Here is a 17802-nt window from a genome sequence, read left to right as displayed (position 1 = left end):
TATTTTGAACTAATACAAAAAGGTTTTATGTATGGGTTCATTGTATGCAAAAGGCGGCAGCGCTGTCCAGATTGCTGAACAGATCGGCGCGCAGATAAAACGGGGCGATTTGCAACCGGGTGACCTGTTGCCGCCGGTGCGCCAGTTGGCCGGGGAACTGGGGGTGAACCCTAACACGGTCGCCAGTGCGTACGGCAAACTGCGGGATGCCGGTTTGGTGGCCACCCGCGGCCGCGCCGGTACCCAGGTGCTTGACCAGCCGTTAAGGGCGGTGCGCAGCGTACGCCAGGTGCCTGAAGGCATGCGCGATTTAGCCAGTGGCAATCTGGATGCGGCGCTGCTACCGGCACTGTCGCTGGGTAAGGATGACGTCTTCCCGCAGCAAAATGGCTATGACGTCAGCGGCGATTTACCGGCATTGTGCACGCTGGGCCGCGAGTGGCTCACCGAACAAGGTGCCGCGTTGGGCGAACCGGCGGTGTTTTCCGGCGCGCTGGACGCCATTGAAAAGGCGCTGCGCTGCCATGCGGCACCGGGGGCTGCGGTATGGGTGGAAGATCCTTGTTGGCCGCCGCTGCTGACGTTGTTACGGCACCTTCGCCTGAAACCGCTGCCGCTGGCGGTCGATGATCAAGGGTGCCAACTGCCGGAGAAGGATGTCGCAACCTTGGGTTGCGCGGTGATCCTCACGCCGCGCGCGCAGAACCCGACCGGTATGTCGCTCAGCGCCGCCCGCGCCAAGTGTTGGCGCGAGTTCCTGGCGCAACAGCCCGGTTGCCTGGCGATTGTCGATGATTTCTGGGGGCCGCTGTCGCAGCAACCGCTGTATTTACCCTGCGGTGCCGGCAACGGTCTGTATGTGCTGTCGCTGAGCAAGTTCCTCAGCCCGGACCTGCGCATTGCGTTGGCCTGCGGCAAACCGTCGCTGTTGCTGGCGATGCGTGCCGATCAATACATCCGCGAGCGTTGGGTCAGCCATATCTTGCAGCAGATTGCCGTCAAATTATGGACGCAGGTGCAGGGCGATGGCTTGCTGTTGCGGGCACAGGAAACCTATCAGACGCGGCGCGATGCGCTGGCAGCGCAATTGGGCGCTCTGACCGGCATGCCGTTGCCTGCGGGGGAAGGCGTGCATATCTGGTTGCCGGTGCGCTCAGAAGCCGCCGCCAGCCAAATCATGGCGCAGCGCGGCTGGTTGGTGCAAAGCGGTGAGCCGTTCCGACTGAAAAGTGGCCCGGCTGTCCGCATCAGCCTGGCCAACCTGCTTACGGAAGAACGTGAGCGGCTGGCGCAGGATTTGGCTGTGGCGATGGTCGCCGGCACCCTGGTTAACTGAATGTGGGCATCAAATCGGTATGGCCAATGGTCAATGCCGATTTAACGCCTATGGCCCCGTTCCCCGATCAAGCCAACGCCAGGCTCTCCTGCGCCAGCAGTTGCAAAGAGGCCAGGCGGGCGGTGGGTTGGCTAACCGGCGTATCAATGACAAACTCCTCCACGCCATATTGCTGGTGCAGTTGGTCCAACTGCCGGCGTACCTGCTGCGCAGTGCCGAGCAGAATATGGCTTTCGCGCGGCTCGATGCGGTAATCGGTCGCGCCGGCCTGCTGAACAAAACTCTCCGCCTGCTCCAGGCTGCCAACGGTCACGCTCTGCCCGCCGGCCACGTGCACGCGGTATTGCTGGATCCCGGCTGCCAACTCTTTGGCCTGCGCAGCCGTGTCTGCGACGATCGCCGCTACCGCCAGCAGGGCTTTGCGGCCACCGCTTTGCACGGAGTAGTGCGCCAACGCCCGCTGAATATCGTCTGGATTGCCATTGAGCTGTGCGGCATAAACAAACGCCCAGCCGTGTTCGGCGGCAAGTTGGGCACTTTCGCTACTGGCACCCAGCAGAAAGCGTTGGGCGGATTGCTCAGGTTGGGGGGTGGCGCTCAGACCAGGTTGTGCATCGTCATTCAGATAAGCATTGAGCTGGGCCAATTGTTGCGGGAAATCCGGTTTATGCTGCTGGTCGTGCGCGGCCTGCAACGCCTGGGTAGAAAGCGGCAGCCCGCCGGGGGCTTTCCCCACGCCCAGATCGACCCGGCCCGGTGCAAGCGTCGCCAGCAGGTTGAAGTTTTCCGCAACCTTATAAGCGCTGTAGTGTTGCAGCATTACGCCGCCGGAACCGATGCGAATGCGTGAGGTTTGCCCAAGCAAATAGGCGATCAACACCTCGGGTGAAGGGCAGGCGAGCTGCGGGGTATTGTGATGCTCCGCCAACCAGAAACGGCGGTAACCCCAGATTTCCGCCTGCTGCGCCAGATGCAGCGTACGCGCCAGCGCCTGGGCGGCGCTTTCTCCTTCGGCAATCGGACTTTTATCCAACACGCTCAAGGCATAAGCCATTTTCCTGCTCCTTTATCATCAATTATTTATGACAAATACCATGCAGGGCGCCAAGGGCGTAATACTGATTGTGGATAGGATATTCCATTGATAAAAAACGGATTTAGTTATGCGCAGGGCGGTTAAAGGCGCACTGCGCAAGCGCTCAGGACTCCAGCCAGGTTTTCAGGCGCAGCGCATCGTCATAATGGCCGTAGCGCTGTTGGGAACCCAGCAGGATGATCACTACCGGCTGCCCTTTTATCAGGGTTCTCATCACCAGACAGTGGCCGGCCTCGTTGGTATAGCCGGTTTTTTGCAGTTGAATGTTCCAGTTGCGGTTATTGATCAGGCCGTTGGAACTGCGGTACACCAGTTGGCCACGGCCGGGGTAAACGACATGCTGCTTATCGGTACTGAAACGGCGAATGGTTTGATAGCGATAAGCGTGATTGACCATTTTAAGCAGATCGTTGGCGCTGGCGACATTGCGCGGCGTCAGCCCGGTAGGGTCATAGAAACGGGCGTGTTTCATGCCGATGCTGCGCGCCTTCCTATTCATTTTCGCCACAAACGCCTTGCGGCCGCCGGGGTAATTACGGCTTAGGGCGGCTGCCGCGCGGTTCTCGGATGACATCAGCGCAATGTGCAACATATCGCGGCGGCTGAGTGACGACCCCAGGGTCAACCGTGAGTGGGTTTTCTTCAATAAATCGCGATCGGCGGCGGTCACCCTCATTTTATTGCCCAGCGGACGGCGGCTGTCCAGCGCCACCATAGCGGTCATCAGCTTGGTCAGCGAAGCGATGGGCAGCACGCGATCAGCCTGTTTCTGGAACAGCGTTTTGCCGGTACGCTGATTGACGACCAACACGGCTTTTGAATGCAATACCAGCGGCGCGGCGGCCTGTGCAGGAGCGATAACAAACAGCAGGCTGAGCGCGATAACGGCGCGAAAACGCCGAAGGGAAAAAGGGATAACACAATTCAAGAATGACATGACAAGCGAGGCTCTTACTCTAAGCGACTAAAAAATATCGGTAAGAGTCTGCATAGCAAATGTGGAGAAAATAGGGTGAAGGCGATGAATATGCAGGCAAAAGGCCAGAGTATCCATCATGGTGTCAGACAGGGGGATGGCAACCCATCCCCCGATTGAAAATCAATACACTTCAGGGACTACCATATCGTCAGGCACCGGATGGCGGTTATAGTCCGGGCTGCGCTTGCGCGGCGGCAGAGTGATCACGTTGCCTTCGGTCTCTTCGTAAGGCAACTGCTGGAGCAGGTGGCTGATGCAGTTCAGCCGCGCCTTTTTCTTGTCGACGCCCTGAACTACCCACCAGGGGGCTTCCGGAATGTTAGTGCGCGCTAACATGACTTCTTTGGCCTCGGTGTAGTCTTCCCAGCGGCGACGGCTCTCCAAGTCCATCGGGCTGAGCTTCCACTGTTTCAGCGGATCGTGAATGCGGCTGAGGAAGCGCAGTTCCTGCTCGTCATCGGTGATCGAGAACCAGTATTTGATGATTTTGATGCCGCTGCGCGTCAACATTTTCTCAAATTCAGGCACGCTGCGGAAAAATTCTTCGTATTCCTCGTCGTTGCAAAACCCCATCACTTTTTCCACCCCGGCGCGGTTATACCAGCTACGGTCGAACAGCACGATTTCACCCGCCGCCGGCAGGTGGGCGATGTAGCGCTGGAAATACCACTGGGTGCGCTCGCGGTCGTTCGGTGCAGGCAACGCCGCCACGCGGCAGGTGCGCGGGTTCAGGCGTTGGGTGATGCGTTTGATCACCCCGCCTTTGCCGGCGGCGTCGCGGCCTTCAAACAAGATCACCACGCGGTAGCCGGTGCGCATTACCCAGTCTTGCAGTTTCACCAGCTCGCCTTGCAGGCGCAGCAGCTCGCGGAAATACTGTTTGCGCCAGGCTTTTTTCTGATCGCTGTCCACTTCGGTGTCGTCAAACCGCAGGTCATCGAGCTCCATTTCCAGTTCCTCGTCATAGCTGTCATAAAACTCCTGCAGCAGGCGCTGGTTGAAGGTATCGTCGCGGTTAAATTCATGCATAGCCATAATTGATTCTCCGTGTTAACCCGGTTTTAGAAATGAGTGAAAACCCAGTACAGCCCGGCGGAAAGCAGTATCGAGGCCGGCAGCGTCAGAACCCAGGCCATCAGCAGGTTGCGCAGGGTCGACATTTGCAGGCCGGAGCGGTTGGCCGCCATGGTGCCGGCGATGCCGGAGGACAGCACGTGGGTGGTCGAAACCGGCAGGCCGAAGGCGTCCGCCGCTCCTATGGTGGTCATCGCCACCAGTTCGGCGCTGGCACCCTGGGCATAGGTGAGGTGGCTTTTACCGATCTTCTCACCGACGGTAACCACGATGCGCCGCCAGCCGACCATGGTGCCAAGGCCGAGGGCAATCGCCACCACCACCTTGACCCAGAACGGGATAAAGCGGGTGGCGCTGTCCAGATCGCCTTTCAACGCATCCAGATTGCGCTGCGAGTCGGCGGAAAACTGAAGCTGTTTTTCCGCTTTCAGGTGCTTGATGGTTTCCGATGCCAGATACATATCGTTACGGGTGTTGGACACCGCCTGCGCCGGGATCTTGTCGACGGAACCGTACTGGCGGACTTGATCGCCGATGGCGCCGGTCAGCTGCGCCAGCGCGGGCACTACGTCCGGCGTCAGCTCATTGGTACGCACATAGCCGGTAAGCACCTCGCGCGGCGGCACCTGGCTGACCGCCGGGAATTGGCGCAACAGATCGTTTTTGGTGACTTCCGCCAGTGCCGCCACGCGCGGGATTTGCTCCGGCGACATTGAGCGGTTCAGGGCATAGGCGATCGGCATGGTGCCGACCAGGATCAGCATGATCAGGCCCATGCCTTTTTGCCCGTCGTTGGAGCCGTGGGCGAAGGAGACGCCGGTACAGGTGAGGATCAGCAAACCCCGGATCCACAGCGGTGGCGGCGCATCATTTTTGGGTGCGGTGTACAGCTGGCGGTTTTTAACGAACACCTTCAACGCCAGCAGCAGCAGGGCGGCAAACACAAAACCGATCACCGGTGAAAGCAGCAACGCATAACCCACTTTAATCGCCTGTCCCCAGTCCACGCCGCTGGTGCCGGTGCGCCCGTGGATCAGGGCGTTAGCCACGCCCACGCCGATGATGGAACCAATCAGCGTATGCGACGAGGAGGCCGGCAGCCCGAGCCACCAGGTGCCCAGGTTCCAGATAATCGCCGAGAACAGCAGGGCGTAAACCATGGCAAAGCCGTTACCGGTGCCGGCTTGCAGAATCAATTCAACCGGCAGCAGCGAAATGATGCCGAACGCCACCACGCCACTGGAGAGCAAAACGCCGAGGAAGTTGAAAAATCCCGACCAGACCACCGCCACCATCGGCGACAGGGAATGGGTGTAAATAACGGTGGCCACCGCATTGGCGGTATCGTGAAAACCGTTAACGAATTCAAAGCCCAGCGCAATCAGCAGCGCTAACCCCAATAAAAGAAAAGGGAGATAGCTGGTATATACTGCACCGGCGTCGGTCACGTCGTTAAATAGATTTACTCCGGCAAAAGCGATCCCCAGTACTAATAAAAAAACAAAAAAAAGAACAGTGAGTCGACTGTTCTTTTGGTAGATCTTTGGCAGGCTGGATGCAGAGGGCACACCCGCTTGAACGGCGCTGTTATCGCTCATAAAGGACCTTCCCGATAAACTTCATTAGAATACTGACGGTGTTGAACGGCGTTGCCAGGAAAGTATTGGGAATTAATGTGACTTTTTTATGACGGTAATATTAATCATCTGGAAAAGTGAAAATAATTAACGTTGGTATTTAAAGATTGATATAAAGGCTGAGTCTGGTTTATTGATTAATGCGGTTATTCGGGATAAAGATTTATGGTTCAGACGGTTGCGGATAAAATGCACAAACTCGATTTTGATGATGAAGTGACCGGGCTTATTTACGGCCACGTGTTCCGCACGGGAGAAGCGCCGCTGCGGGTTTCTTCGCAGCAGGCCTGCCAGGCTTACCAGGCTCTGTCGCCGGGCGAAGGGTTTATCTGGTTGCACCTTAATCTGAACCATGCGGCGGCAGAGAAATGGCTGAAAAATCACTTCGCGATTTCCGATTTTTTCTTCGACGAAATCCGTCACGGCTCCCACACCACGCGCATTGAACGGCAAGGGGATGACCTGTTTGCGGTGCTCAACGACGTGATTTTCCATCCCAAAGAAAATAACCCGGAAATCGCCACGCTGTGGCTGTATTGCCGCAGCGGGCTGGTGGTTACCGTGCGGCACAAGCCGCTGCGGTTGATCGAACGGCTGCTGGGGCGTCTGGGGCCATTGCAACTGGCGTCGTCCACCGAGCTGTTGGCGCACTTGCTGGAAGAACAGGAAGATGTACTGGAACAGGTGGTGCGACAGGCCAACCAGTATGTCGACACCATTGAAGATCGCCTGCTGAGCAATCATGTGAAACGCAACCGCACCGAACTGGGGCGCATGCGCCGCATGTTGCTGCGCTTTCAGCGCCTGCTGGCGCCGGAACCCGCCGCACTGTTTCGCCTGCTGAACCGGCCACCGGCCTGGTTAAGCCGGGACGTGGTGCAGGATCTGCGGCAGTTCACTGAAGAGTTCACCGTGGTGCTGAACGATCTGGCCAGCCTGACCGAGCGCATTCGCCTGCTGCAAGAGGAGATTGGCGCCAAGCAGATGGAGCAGAACAACCGTACGCTGTACACCCTGACGGTGATCACCGTGCTGGCGCTGCCGATTAACATCGTCGCCGGTTTCTTCGGCATGAACGTGGGAGGGATCCCGCTGGCCAGCAATCACCACGGTTTTATTCTGCTGGTGTTGCTGGTCGGCGGTTTTACGCTGATCACCGGCTATCTGGCGTTCAGACGCCGGGATGAAAGCTGATTACAGTCTTGCCCGGTACTCTTCTTCCAGCTTGGCGTGGGTGCTCCAGAACGGGCGTGGCTGGCGATCGTGCAGGCGGTCGAGCAGAATATCCAGATGGGTGTGCCATCCGCCGGCCACGCTGAGCATTTCGTCACGGTTGGCCAGGCGGCGGTGGGTGACCGTCAGCAACACCGCGTTGTCCTGTTCGGTCAGCTCAAAGGTCACTTCGGAAGGGCGGTTCTGATCCTTTTCCTCCCAGGTGAAGCTCAGTAGCCGCGGCGGGAAAAGGCAGGTGATATGGCCGAGGTGTTTGCCGTTGCAGTCGCTTTGTTTGTATTTGGCCGGGGCCTGCTCGTGTTCGCCCGTCAGATCGGAATTGCGAAATACCAACTCCACCACAGCGCCTTTTTCCAGCGTCATTTCGCCGGCGGCCAGCCAGGTGGCGCGCTTGTCGGATTCCGTCAGGTAGGCCCAGACCCGCTCGATCGGGCCGGGCAGCAGCCGCTGAATGCGCAGCGTGCCGGTTTCAATAATCATACCGTAGTCGTTCATGGTTCACTCCTTGGGAGGATACTGTTCGGGCTGCCGCAGCGCTATTTCCAGCGCGTCCAGCCGTTCTGTCCAGAAATGCTCGTAGGTTTGCAGCCATTGCATGGCCTGTGCCATTGGCCCGGGCTCAAGCCGGCAGATATGGTTTCTTCCCTGCACGGTTCGCTGCACCAGGCCTGCAAGCTCCAGTGCTTTGATATGCTTGGAGGCGCCGGCAAACGACATCTGCAACGGCGCGGCCAGTTCACCAATGCTGTGCTCGCCGTCGGCCAACGCACGCAAAATAGCGCGGCGCGTCGGGTCGGAAAGCGCGTGGAAAATGGCGTCCAGCTGTGAGGAAGATAATTTAACCATATGGTTGAATATAGAACAGCGCGATGAATATTCAACCAGTTTGTTGAATATTTTTTGCTATTGCCCCGGTCGGCTAACCGGGGCGAGGAGATCAGCTAGCCGTTTGCGCCAGCAGCGCGTTGAGCAGCACATTGGCGCCGGCGGTGGCCCAGGCGGGCGAAATATCTTCCAGCTCGTTGTGGCTGATGCCGTCCACGCAGGGAATAAAAATCATCGCCGTGGGCGCTACCCGGCTCAGATAACAGGCATCGTGACCCGCGCCGGAAACCATATCTCGGTGCGAATACCCCAGCGCCTGCGCGGCCTGGCGCACGCTGTCGATACAGCCTTGATCAAAGCGTATCGGCTGATACTGGAAGATGCGTTCGGCGCGAGCGCTCAACGTGCCGGCATCCACCTCCGCGACCGCCGCCAGCAACCGCCGTTCCATCTGTTCCAGCACCGCCTCCTGCGGATGACGGAACTCGACGCTGAAAAACACCTTGCCCGGCACCACATTGCGCGAGTTGGGGGTGATTTGCGCCATGCCGACCGTGGCGCGGGCGTCCGGCATGAAATCCAGGCCGATCTGATTGACCGCCGTGACCATAGCGGCAAAGCCGAGCAGGGCGTCGCGGCGCCGTTCCATCGGCGTGGTGCCCGCATGGGCGCTGAAACCGAGGATCTCCAGCTCGTACCAGCGTTGGCCCTGTGCGCTGGTCACCACGCTAATCTCGACGTTTTCCGCCTCGAGGATCGGGCCTTGCTCGATATGCAGCTCAAAGGCGGCGTGGATGGGGCTGCCGCCGACCGGGTCTTCACCGTCATAGCCGATTTGCTTCAACGCTTCGCCGATACTGATGCCCTGCGCATCGCGGCGCGACAGGCCGTATTCTTCATCGAACACACCGGCAAACACGCCGGAGGCGATCATCGCCGGGGCGAAGCGGGCACCTTCCTCGTTAGTCCAGTTAACCACCTCCAGCGCGCGTTCGGTGGCAATCTGACGATCGTTCAGGGTGCGGATCACTTCCAACCCGGCCAGCACGCCATAAATGCCGTCAAAGCGCCCGCCGTTGGGTTGGGAATCGACGTGGGAGCCGGTGACGACCGGTGCCAGTTCAGGGCGGGTTCCTTCGCGGCGCAAAAACATGTTGCCCATGCGATCGACCCGCACGCTGCATCCCGCTTCCAGCGCCCAGGCCCGCAATTGGTCGCGCGCCTGACGATCTTCCTCGCTCAGCGCCAGCCGGGTGACGCCGTCTTTCGGGATGGCGCCGAACTGCGCCATATCGCGCAGGCTTTGCCACAGACGTTCGCCGTTAACCTGTTGGGTCATTTTTTCTCTCCCGACGGTTTTACGGCATAGCGGAAATCGCAGCAGGGCGCGCCGGACATAATGGTTTGGGTGCGTTGCAGCTCGACGTCCGGCGCATAACCGACGATAAACTGGCTGTCGCGGGCGCAGGACAGCAGATGGCCAATCTCGCCCAACCCCATCTCGTGATACATCTCGGCATAGCGGCAGCGGGTGACGTTATAGTCGAACTGCTGCTCGTCTTGATGGATCACCTTCACTTGCAGCGCATCGTCTTTTTCCCACAGATACTGCAAGGCGGCGAAACTCTGCAAATCGGCGCCATTCGGCTCCTGCGCGGCAAACTGCTTGCCCGCATCGATGGCGGCGTTTTCAATGGCTTCGCCAATCACCGCCTGCGCGCGCTCCTTGCCGATCTCACGCACCAGAATCTGGTAGATCGGCTTGATGATCTCGGCCTCTATACGCCGGCGGGCCAGAATGCCCAATTCGTTTTTTGCACAGCTCATCACCTTGCTCCCCTTGCTTTATTGTTGTGTTTTAGCGCCGCCCAACACGCTCTGCGGCTGCCATTTGCCGTCGACCACCTTGTAGAGGGTGAAGCTTGGCTGTTGCAGGTTGCCCTGCGGATCGAATGCGATGTTGCCGGTGACGCCCTGATAATGAATGGCGCGCAGTTTCGGCAGATAATCGGCCGGATTGGCGGATCCTGCCTGCTCAATGGCGGCAATCAATACCCGGGTGGCGTCATAGGCGAACGGCGCATGCAGTTCGATGTGGGTCTTGTAACGGTCGCGGTAAGCCTGCTCAAAGGCTTTGCCACCCGGCATCTGCTCCAGCGGCAGGCCCGGTTCCAGCGCCACCACGCCTTCGCCTTCCTTCTGCGCCAGCGTCAGGAAGGTTTGGCTGACGAAGCCGCCGGCACCCATCAGTTGAGTGTTCATGCCCAGCTGTTTGATGCGGCGGGCCAGCGGCGCCGCCTGCGAATCCACGCCGCCGAAGAAGATCAGATCGGCATTCTTGCTGCGAACGGTGGTCAGCACCGCGCTGAAATCGACGGTTTTGTCATCGACGTATTCACGGGCTACCGGTTGTATGCCCTGCGCCGCCAGCGACTTGATAAACTCGTCCGCCAGCCCCTGGCCGAATGCGGTGCGATCGTCGATGACCGCAATGCGTTTGGCTTTCAGCACCTTGACGGCATATTCGCCGGCGTAATTACCGCCGTCGTCATCATGACCCATCACGCGAAAACTGGTATCAAACCCCTGTTGAGTATAGGCATGACCTGTGGCGACCGGTGCCACCTGGGCAATGCCGGCATCGTGATAAATGCGGGCCGCCGGGATGCTGGTGCCGGTATTCCAGTGGCCGACCACGCCGGCGACGCCTTCGTCCACCAGGCGCTGTGCTACTGCAACGGCGGTGCGCGGGTCGGACTGGTCGTCTTCGGAAAGCAGTTTAAAGGTGACAGGTTTGCCGTTCAGCGTCGGCTTCTGGGCGTTGGCGTCGGCGATCGCCAACTGAGCGCCGTTTTCCAGATCCTTGCCGATACGGGCGGAAGGGCCGGTCAGCGGGCCGGCCAGACCGATCAGAATGGTGTCGGCGGCCTGCGCAGGCGCGGCAGCGCCAAGGGTAGCCAGAACGGCGGCGGCCAGGGCCAGCGGCTTAAAGCGAGTTATCTTGTTCATGTAAAACTCCCGGTGCGGTTAAAAGTAAAAACGGTTATTCGCCCAGATAGGCTTGTTTGATTTTTTCATCGTCGAGCATACCGGCAGACCGGCCGCTGTGGCTCAGGCTGCCGCTGTCCAGCACGTAGGCGCGATCGGTCGATTCCAGCGCCAGCCGGGCATTCTGTTCCACCAGCAATAGCGTGACGCCGTCACTGGCAAGGGTTTTGATCACGTCAAAAATGGCCTCGACCACGATCGGCGCCAGGCCCATTGAGGGTTCATCCAGCACCAGCAGACGTGGCCGGCTGAGCAGTGCACGGCCCATCGCCACCATCTGTTGTTCGCCGCCGGAGAGCAGCCCGGCTTGTTGCCGCAACCGCTCGCGCAGGCGTGGGAAAAGGGCGCAAACCCGCTCCAGATCCTGCTGGATCGCCGGTTTATCGCGGCGGGAGTAGGCGCCAAGCTGCAAATTTTCCAGCACCGTCATGCGGGCGAAAATGCCGCGGCCTTCCGGCACCATCACCAGCCCCTGTTGCAGCAACCGATGTGGAGGAACACCGCGGATGGACTGGCCGTCGAACAGGATGTCTCCTTCGAAGGGTTGCAAGCCGGTCAACGCGCGCAGGCTGGAGGTTTTGCCCGCGCCGTTGGCGCCGATCAATGTCACCTGTTCGCCGTGGTTAACCGTAAAATCGATGCCTTTCACCGCATGAATGCCGCCGTAAGATACTTTTAGCCGTTTGACGGACAGTAAGGGTTCAGACATGCGCAGCGCCTCCCAGATAAGCCCGGATCACCGCCGGTTCGCGCCTTACCTGCGCGGGTTCGCCTTCGGCGATGACTTTGCCGTAGTCGAGCACCGTCAGACGGTCGCACAATCCCATCACCAGCTTGACGTCGTGCTCGATCAGCAGCAGGGTTTTGCCGCTTTCGCGGATGCGTTGCAGCAGCTCGCGCAGCGCCACTTTCTCTGCGGCATTCATGCCGGCGGCCGGTTCATCCAGCGCCAATAACTGCGGGTCGGTAGCCAACGCGCGGGCAATTTCCAGCCGCCGCTGGTGGCCGTAGGAAAGATCGCCGGCGCGGTAATGGGCGAACTGACTGATGCCGACGTACTCCAGCAGCGCGTGAGATTTCTCCCGCGTCGCCTGTTCTTCCTCGCGGGCACGGCGGTGGCGTGAAATAGCCGCCCACAGGCCGTTGCGGGTGCGTACATGGCAGCCCACCATCACGTTTTCCAGCACGCTCATCTCGTTGAACAGCCGCAGGTTCTGGAAGGTGCGGGCGATGCCTGCCTGTACGACTTTGTCGATCGCCTGCGGTTTGTAGCGACGATCCAACAGGTGGAACTCACCGCTATCGGCGCGGTACAGGCCGGTGATCAGATTGAAACAGGTGGTTTTACCGGCGCCGTTCGGCCCGATCAACCCATAGATTTCCCCCCGGCGGATACTCATGCTGACGTCATCCACGGCGGTCAGCCCGCCAAAGCGTTTACTGACATGGTTTAGGGTAAGTAATGGCGTCATGATGCGGCTCCCGATTGATGACGCGCCGGCCACAGGCCCGCAGGGCGATACAACATCACCAGAATCAGCGCCAGGCCGTAGAAAAGTTGGCGGATAATTTCCGGATCGATCCACACTTGGCCGAACAGGGCCTGTTGCAGCGGCCCCATGGTGCTGCGCAACAGCTCCGGCAGCGCCGCCAGCAGCAACGCGCCGAGGATCACGCCGGGAATGTGGCCCATACCGCCCAGCACCACCATCGCCAGTACGGCTATCGACTCTTGCAAGGTGAAGGACTCCGGTGAGACAAATCCCTGGAACGCGGCGAACAGCGCGCCGGCGATACCGCCGAACGTGGCGCCGATGGCGAACGCCAGCAGTTTGAAGTTACGGGTATTGATGCCCATCGCCCGCGCTGCGTCCTCATCTTCGCGGATGGCGGTCCAGGCGCGACCGACCCGTGAATGTTGCAGGCGCAGGCAGATAAACAGGATCGCCAGCAGCAGGGCAGCGAACAGGTAGTAATACAAATACAGTGAGGAAAAACGGATGCCGAACCACTCATGCATGCCGGAAAACTTCAGGCCGAACAGGCTGACCGGGTCGATGCCGGAAATGCCCTTTGGGCCGTTGGTGATATTGACCGGGCGATCGAGGTTGCGCATCAGAATGCGCACGATTTCGCCGAAACCCAGCGTGACGATCGCCAGATAGTCGCCGCGCAGGCGCAGCGTCGGCGCGCCGAGCAGGATGCCGCACAGCGCCGCCAGCACGGCGGACAGCGGTATCAACAGCAGGATGGACAGATGCAAGCCATCCGGGAACCAGTGCAACAGCAACGGAAACTGTTCGGTCAGGTGTGGCGAGGACAGCAGCGCGGTCAGGTAGGCGCCGACTGCGTAAAAGGCGATAAATCCCATGTCCAGCAGGCCGGTCAGGCCAACGACGATATTCAGCCCCAGCGCCAGCATCAGGTACAGCAGCGCGAAGTCGATCACTCGCACCCAATAGTTGCCGCCGGCGGCCCCGGCCAGCCAGGGGGCCAGCAGCAGGCCGAGCATAAACAGCGCGACGCCGAGCCTGGCGCGGCCTGGGGTGGCGGTTTGCAGGGAGGGGGTCAGAACGGTCATTTTATCTCCTCAGGCGCGGGTGGCGACGCGCTCGCCCAGCAACCCGGATGGGCGTAATACCAGCACCGCAATCAGAATCAGGAAGGCGAAAACGTCCTGATAATTGCTGCCGAAGGTGCCGCCGGTCAGTTCGCCGAGATAACCGGTACCCAGCGATTCGAATAGCCCCAGCAATAGTCCGCCGAGCATGGCGCCGCGCAGGTTGCCAATGCCGCCCAGCACCGCGGCGGTAAAAGCCTTGATGCCCGGCAGGAAGCCCATGGAGAAGCCGGCGTTGCCGTAGTTGCTGGCCATCATGACGCCCGCCACCGCCGCCAGCGCACCGCCGAGGGCGAAGGTCAACAGGATCACCCGGTTGGGATCGATACCCATCAGACCGGCGACCTGCGGGTTTTCCGCCGTGGCACGCATCGCGCGGCCAAAACGCGAGTGTTCGACCAGCAACAGCAGCCCGGCCATCACCAGTACGGCGACAACCAGCGTGGCGATACCGGTGCCGGTGATCACCGCCGGCGCATGCCCGGCGCTGCCCTGGGTCAAGGCAATGGGGGACATGGGCAGCAGTTGCGGGAACATCAACGGATTGCGCGACCAGATCAGCATCGCCAACGTTTGCAGCAGCAGCGAGACGCCAATACCGCTGATCAACGGCGCCAGGCGCGGGGCATTGCGCAGGCGGCGATAGGCCAGGCGTTCGATGCTCATCGACACCAGCGCGCAGACCGCCATGGCGATCGTCGTCGCCAGCAACAGCACTGTGTACGGCGACAGAGTAGGGAAATGATGCTGCAACACGCCGATAGCCGACAGGGCGCTCAGCGCGCCGACCATCAGCACATCGCCGTGGGCGAAATTGATAATGCGCAGAATGCCGTACACCATGGTGTAACCCAGAGCGATCAGCGCATAAATACTGCCGAGCATCAGTCCGTTGACGGTCTGCTGTACCAGCGTATCCATAGGGAGAGTCCCGAAAATAATGATTCAGGAGGCTCAGAGTAGAGAATTAAAAAAAATTGTAAAATACGGAAAAATAATTTCTTATATAAAAAATGCGTGTTTTTAATTTATTGATTTATTTGTATATTAATTTATCCCCACAACCGATTTTTTGCCAAAATAGTCAATATATGAAAAAAACAGAAGAATATGACGCCCTATTGCCGAACGATCCGCCGCTGCGCGCCGTACGGGCGTTCGAGGCTATCGCCCGCCTGGGCAGCATTACCGCTGCGGCGAACGAGCTGGCGATATCTCCCTCGGCGGTCAGCCATCAGCTCAAAACGCTGGAGGCTTTTCTGCAAATGCCGCTCACCGAGCGGCAGGGCCGCAACCTGATCCTGCGCAGCGAAGGACGCGAGTATTACCGCTCGATCCGTTCGGCGTTTAACGTGTTGCGCCAGGCGACGGAGCATGTGCGTGAGCAATCGGCCTCCCGGCAGGTGACCATCAGCCTGATCCCGCTGTTCGGCATGGGCTGGTTTATTCCGCGTTTGCACGGCTTTTTGCGCGAAAATCCCGATATCGACATCAACGTGGTGTATGCCAACCACCGTAACTATCTCAGCGACGCCGCAGATATTTCGATTCGCTTTGGCGTGGGGCAATGGACCGGCTATCGCAGCGAAAAACTGATGTCCGGCAAAATGGTGCCGGTGTGCAGCCGCAGTTTTATCAGGCTGCATGGGCTGCTGGATACGCCGGATCAGCTTTCGCCGCTGCCGTTGTTGCACGACGAAGAACGCAATACCTGGATGCAGTGGTTCCAGCAGGCCGGCGTCAGGCGGCCGCTGCGCAGCACCGGGCCGATGTTCGAGGATGGCCTGCTGACGCTGGCGGCGGTGCAGTCGGGGCTGGGCTGCGCCCTGATGCGCGAACCGCTGATCGAGCCCTATCTTAACAGCGGCGAACTGGTTAAGTTGTTTGACCGACCGATTGACGATGGCCGCGATTATTACCTGTGCGTGCGGGCAGACAGCGAGTTGTCGCAAGAGGGGCAGAATCTGCAGCAGTGGTTGCTGCGCGAGGCCGCAGGTCAATAAACAGACACGCGTTAACTGCCTGAATTGGCTATCCTGAATAGAGTGCAATGGGTTAACCGGAGTGTTTGATGACTGCAGAAAACGAGCTGGAACAAACGCCAAAAATGAGCCTGCCGCTGCTGGCCGGTGGCGCGTTGGGCGTGGTGTTCGGCGATATCGGTACCAGCCCGCTGTATACGCTGAAAACCGTGCTTTATCTGTCCGGTGATGCGCCGTCCGCGCCGGTGATCCTCGGTTTGTTGTCATTGATTTTCTGGACGCTGGTGATAGTGACCTCGCTCAAATACGCCATGTTCGCCATGCGGATCGATAACCGCGGCGAGGGCGGTATCATGGCGCTGATGTCGCTGCTGGTCAGCAAGAAGAGCGCCCGACCTATGGTGGTATTTGCCGGCCTGTTCGGTGCGGCGCTGATTTACGGCGACGGCGCGATCACCCCGGCGATTTCAGTGCTTTCGGCGCTGGAGGGGTTAAACATCGTCTTGCCCGAATCCAAACCCTTCATTTTACCGGCGGCGGTAGTGATTCTGGTCAGTCTGTTCGCCATTCAACCGCTGGGCACGGCGCGCATCGGCAAGGTGTTTGGCCCGATTATGGCGCTGTGGTTTTTCTCGATCGCCGCCCTGGGCGTCTGGGGTATCATCCAGCATCCGGCGGTGCTGATGGCCATCAACCCAGAGTACGGCGTGGCGTTTTTGTTCTCCAATGGATTAACCAGCTTTCTGGTGTTGGGCGGGGTGTTCCTTTGCGTAACCGGTGCGGAGGCGCTGTATGCCGATATGGGGCACTTTGGCAAAAAACCTATCTGGCTCGCCTGGTTCGGCATCGTGTTCCCCAGTTTGTTGCTGAACTATGCCGGGCAGGCCGCGCTGATCCTCTCCGGCGCCGACGTGACCCAGAATATTTTCTTCCGCCTGTGCCCGCCGATAATGCAAATACCCTTGGTGATCCTGGCTACCCTTGCCACCATCATCGCCAGCCAGGCGATCATCAGCGGGGCCTTTTCCATGACCCGTCAGGCGATCCAGCTTGGCTGGTTGCCGCGCTTGCGGGTGAAGCAAACCACCGAGGAGAGCTACGGCCAAATTTACATCGGTGCCATCAACTGGCTGCTGATGGCGGTGACGGTCTTTCTGACGGTATTCTTCAAATCCTCCGATAACCTTGCCGCCGCTTACGGCATCGCCGTTTCGCTCACCATGATCATGACCAGCGGCTTGCTGTTTGTGGCGATGCGCGAGGTGTGGCGCTGGGGATTCACCGCCAGCCTGCTGGTTGCCGGCGGATTTTTCATCGTCGATCTCAGCTTTTTGGTGGCTAACCTCAGCAAGGTGCTGCAAGGGGGGTATGTGCCGTTGCTGCTGGCCAGCCTGGTTTATGGCGTGATGCTGATCTGGCATCGCGGAGTGCTCGCCGCCTCCCGTACCTTGGGTGAAAAGAGCCTGCCGCTGGCGGATTTCCTGGCGCAGATCGAAGCGCAGGACATTCCTCGGGTGCCGGGCACGGCAATATTTCTTACTCGCACGCTGAACGGCACGCCGCCGGTGATGAAATGGCACGTCAAACGTAACGGCTCGCTGCATGCCGATGTGTTGGCGCTGAACATCATGATTGTGAACGAACCACGGGTGGCGAATGCCGAGCGGTTGGTTATGCGGCAGCAGTCACCGGGCTTCTGGTGCGGCGTGGCCAGCTACGGTTTTATGGAACGGCCGAACATTCCCCGGCTATTGCACCACGCCGAGGCGCAAAAAACCGGGTTGAATTTTGACGACGCCACCTATTATCTGGGACATGAAACCGTGGTGCGCCGCGAAGAAAACGACAGGTTACCGGCGTGGCAGCGCAGCATCTTTGCGCTGATGGTGCGTAACGGCATGCACGTGACGGATTACTACTATCTCCCCAGCGATCAGGTGGTGGAGATCAGCCGCCGGGTGCCGGTGTGACG

Annotated in this window: 17 protein-coding genes; 4 read left to right on the top strand and 13 right to left on the bottom strand. The window is 59.4% G+C overall.

Annotated features, from left to right (window positions below; translation table 11 throughout):
• Nucleotides 1-31 precede the first annotated feature (31 nt).
• Nucleotides 32-1336 (top strand): aminotransferase class I/II-fold pyridoxal phosphate-dependent enzyme, encoded by a 1305-nt coding sequence (locus ACTJJ1_RS07020; protein ID WP_440832952.1) that lies wholly within the window; start codon nucleotides 32-34, stop codon nucleotides 1334-1336.
• A gap of 67 nt (nucleotides 1337-1403) precedes the next feature.
• Here the strand turns inward: ACTJJ1_RS07020 and ACTJJ1_RS07015 are convergent, their stop codons facing one another.
• The 4 genes from ACTJJ1_RS07015 to ACTJJ1_RS07000 form a co-directional block, all read right to left on the bottom strand.
• Nucleotides 1404-2390 carry an LLM class flavin-dependent oxidoreductase gene (locus ACTJJ1_RS07015; RefSeq protein ID WP_440832950.1) on the bottom strand — a complete coding sequence of 329 codons (987 nt, stop codon included), beginning with the start codon at nucleotides 2388-2390 and terminating at the stop codon, nucleotides 1404-1406.
• 145 nt (nucleotides 2391-2535) lie between these two features.
• Nucleotides 2536-3369 (bottom strand): D-alanyl-D-alanine endopeptidase, encoded by an 834-nt coding sequence (pbpG, locus tag ACTJJ1_RS07010; protein ID WP_440832948.1) that lies wholly within the window; start codon nucleotides 3367-3369, stop codon nucleotides 2536-2538.
• Between the two features lie 162 nt (nucleotides 3370-3531).
• Complete coding sequence (gene ppk2, locus ACTJJ1_RS07005) at nucleotides 3532-4446, bottom strand: polyphosphate kinase 2 (RefSeq protein ID WP_440832946.1); 915 nt, start codon at nucleotides 4444-4446, stop codon at nucleotides 3532-3534.
• A gap of 26 nt (nucleotides 4447-4472) precedes the next feature.
• A complete protein-coding gene (locus tag ACTJJ1_RS07000; RefSeq protein WP_122288583.1) occupies nucleotides 4473-6083 on the bottom strand; it encodes an inorganic phosphate transporter in 1611 nt (536 codons plus the stop codon).
• Between the two features lie 204 nt (nucleotides 6084-6287).
• Here ACTJJ1_RS07000 and ACTJJ1_RS06995 point away from each other — a divergent pair, with 204 nt between their 5' ends.
• Nucleotides 6288-7316 carry a transporter gene (locus ACTJJ1_RS06995; RefSeq protein WP_004944943.1) on the top strand — a complete coding sequence of 343 codons (1029 nt, stop codon included), beginning with the start codon at nucleotides 6288-6290 and terminating at the stop codon, nucleotides 7314-7316.
• On the opposite strand, the gene ACTJJ1_RS06990 is transcribed toward ACTJJ1_RS06995, so the two are convergent.
• From ACTJJ1_RS06990 to ACTJJ1_RS06950, 9 genes are all read right to left on the bottom strand, one after another.
• Complete coding sequence (locus tag ACTJJ1_RS06990) at nucleotides 7317-7850, bottom strand: SRPBCC family protein (protein WP_004944940.1); 534 nt, start codon at nucleotides 7848-7850, stop codon at nucleotides 7317-7319.
• 3 nt (nucleotides 7851-7853) lie between these two features.
• On the bottom strand, nucleotides 7854-8201 hold the full coding sequence (locus ACTJJ1_RS06985) for an ArsR/SmtB family transcription factor (protein ID WP_004944937.1): 348 nt from the start codon (nucleotides 8199-8201) through the stop codon (nucleotides 7854-7856).
• 91 nt (nucleotides 8202-8292) lie between these two features.
• Nucleotides 8293-9519 carry a Zn-dependent hydrolase gene (locus ACTJJ1_RS06980; RefSeq protein ID WP_440832943.1) on the bottom strand — a complete coding sequence of 409 codons (1227 nt, stop codon included), beginning with the start codon at nucleotides 9517-9519 and terminating at the stop codon, nucleotides 8293-8295.
• Nucleotides 9516-10007, bottom strand: coding sequence for an L-2-amino-thiazoline-4-carboxylic acid hydrolase (locus ACTJJ1_RS06975; protein ID WP_020439122.1), 492 nt, complete (start codon nucleotides 10005-10007; stop codon nucleotides 9516-9518). The genes ACTJJ1_RS06980 and ACTJJ1_RS06975 overlap by 4 nt, the downstream gene beginning before the upstream one ends.
• 18 nt (nucleotides 10008-10025) lie before the next feature.
• Complete coding sequence (locus ACTJJ1_RS06970) at nucleotides 10026-11189, bottom strand: branched-chain amino acid ABC transporter substrate-binding protein (protein WP_006325586.1); 1164 nt, start codon at nucleotides 11187-11189, stop codon at nucleotides 10026-10028.
• A gap of 34 nt (nucleotides 11190-11223) precedes the next feature.
• The gene (locus ACTJJ1_RS06965; protein WP_062870964.1) at nucleotides 11224-11937 is read right to left on the bottom strand and encodes an ABC transporter ATP-binding protein; all 714 of its coding nucleotides are present in this window, start codon (nucleotides 11935-11937) and stop codon (nucleotides 11224-11226) included.
• The gene (locus ACTJJ1_RS06960) at nucleotides 11930-12700 is read right to left on the bottom strand and encodes an ABC transporter ATP-binding protein (RefSeq protein WP_062790563.1); all 771 of its coding nucleotides are present in this window, start codon (nucleotides 12698-12700) and stop codon (nucleotides 11930-11932) included. The genes ACTJJ1_RS06965 and ACTJJ1_RS06960 overlap by 8 nt, the downstream gene beginning before the upstream one ends.
• The gene (locus ACTJJ1_RS06955) at nucleotides 12697-13809 is read right to left on the bottom strand and encodes an ABC transporter permease subunit (RefSeq protein ID WP_122289740.1); all 1113 of its coding nucleotides are present in this window, start codon (nucleotides 13807-13809) and stop codon (nucleotides 12697-12699) included. The genes ACTJJ1_RS06960 and ACTJJ1_RS06955 overlap by 4 nt, the downstream gene beginning before the upstream one ends.
• A gap of 9 nt (nucleotides 13810-13818) precedes the next feature.
• Nucleotides 13819-14769 (bottom strand): branched-chain amino acid ABC transporter permease, encoded by a 951-nt coding sequence (locus ACTJJ1_RS06950; RefSeq protein ID WP_004944921.1) that lies wholly within the window; start codon nucleotides 14767-14769, stop codon nucleotides 13819-13821.
• 170 nt (nucleotides 14770-14939) lie between these two features.
• On the opposite strand from ACTJJ1_RS06950, the gene ACTJJ1_RS06945 reads away from it, so the two are divergent.
• Nucleotides 14940-15851 carry a LysR substrate-binding domain-containing protein gene (locus ACTJJ1_RS06945; RefSeq protein ID WP_440832938.1) on the top strand — a complete coding sequence of 304 codons (912 nt, stop codon included), beginning with the start codon at nucleotides 14940-14942 and terminating at the stop codon, nucleotides 15849-15851.
• Between the two features lie 68 nt (nucleotides 15852-15919).
• Nucleotides 15920-17800 (top strand): potassium transporter Kup, encoded by a 1881-nt coding sequence (locus tag ACTJJ1_RS06940; protein ID WP_004944914.1) that lies wholly within the window; start codon nucleotides 15920-15922, stop codon nucleotides 17798-17800.
• Nucleotides 17801-17802: the final 2 nt, after the last annotated feature.

The sequence above is a fragment of the Serratia sp. 22264 genome (genome assembly GCF_052045345.1).
Taxonomy (GTDB): Bacteria; Pseudomonadota; Gammaproteobacteria; order Enterobacterales; family Enterobacteriaceae; genus Serratia; species Serratia plymuthica.
This window is presented reverse-complemented; position numbering and strand designations above follow the sequence as displayed.